The organism is Moorena sp. SIO3B2 (genome assembly GCF_010692525.1).
In the GTDB taxonomy this organism is placed as follows: Bacteria; Cyanobacteriota; Cyanobacteriia; order Cyanobacteriales; family Coleofasciculaceae; genus Moorena; species Moorena producens.
Genome location: NZ_JAAHHE010000955.1, coordinates 1 through 1,145, shown reverse-complemented (window position 1 = coordinate 1,145; position 1,145 = coordinate 1). Strand labels below are relative to the sequence as shown.

Annotated in this window: 1 protein-coding gene; it reads right to left on the bottom strand. The window is 40.8% G+C overall.

All coding sequences use genetic code 11. The annotated features are described in order from the left end of the window. Positions 1–86 precede the first annotated feature (86 nt). Complete coding sequence (locus F6K38_RS42660; protein ID WP_287253453.1) at positions 87–752, bottom strand: class I SAM-dependent methyltransferase; 666 nt, start codon at positions 750–752, stop codon at positions 87–89. Between the last annotated feature and the right edge of the window lie 393 nt (positions 753–1,145).

Sequence of the window (1,145 nt, the reverse complement as noted above, 5' to 3'; positions counted from 1 at the left end):
CCTTGATTCTCAGGACTATCGCACTGTTTTATCAATATTGTTGATAATAATGCCTCCTGATTTATTCTTGCCCTTACCCTGGTTCTCTAAGGACGTTTCAGCGCTAGGGTTAAGCCGTCAGCGATCGGTACCAGACTAATAGTTACTCTTTGATCTTGTTGGATTTTCTGATTAAGAGCACGAATAGACTCGGTTCTATTATCTGTTATTTCCGGATCTGCTACCTTACCTAACCAGAGCACATTATCGATTAAAATTAGTCCACCTGGGCGAACTAATTCAAGGGAACGCTCATAGTAGCTATCATAGTTAGCTTTATCAGCATCAATGAAGGCAAAATCAAATGTACCACCTTGAAAGTCTGCTAGTAAACTGTCTAGAGTTTCCAATGCTGGTGCAATGTGGAGATCAATTTTTTCAGCCACTCCTGCCATTTGCCAGTAGCGACGAGCGATCGCAGTATACTCTTCACTAGTATCGCAAGCGACTACTTTACCATCTGGTGGTAATGCTAATGCTACTACTAGAGAACTATACCCTGTAAATACTCCTATATCCAGAGTTTTCTTTGCCTCCATTAGCTGTATCAGTAGTGCCATAAACTGCCCCTGTTCTGGGGCAATCTGCATTACACCCATAGGATGTTGTGCGGTTTCTTGTCTGAGTTGAGTCAAAATTTCCGCTTCTCGTAAAGAAACTGAGTGAAAGTACTCATAAAGCTTACCGTGGAGTCCAAATGTTGTACTAGACATCAGGGATTACTCTCAAATTTTTCATACACTGCTTTAATTATTATTGTTGACATAAATTGGTCAGTTAGGAAATTTGGGAACCTAAGAATACACGTTTAAGTGTGTTGAGTCGCTTCAGGGGCGACATCAGCTCTCAAAATCTGACTATATAAAGCTTTGATGCCAATGAGCTCATACTCGATACAGTCGCCAATTGACCCTCCTTTCATTGTCATGAAGATCCGGACCCTTATAACTACGTCCAAGGTCTGCCCAAAACAGCATGTATTTTTTTATACCTTATGGGCTGAAATTATTAGCCAGTATCGATGTCAGATTGCATGTCGCCCCCCCAGCAAGGATTTACTCTTTACCATACTCATCTCTAATCATTATTAACCCATCTTTTAAAGA

Excerpts from the sequence above, each read along its gene's own strand:
- F6K38_RS42660 (WP_287253453.1), bottom strand. The coding sequence starts at position 752 with ATGTCTAGTACAACATTTGGACTCCACGGTAAGCTTTATGAGTACTTT.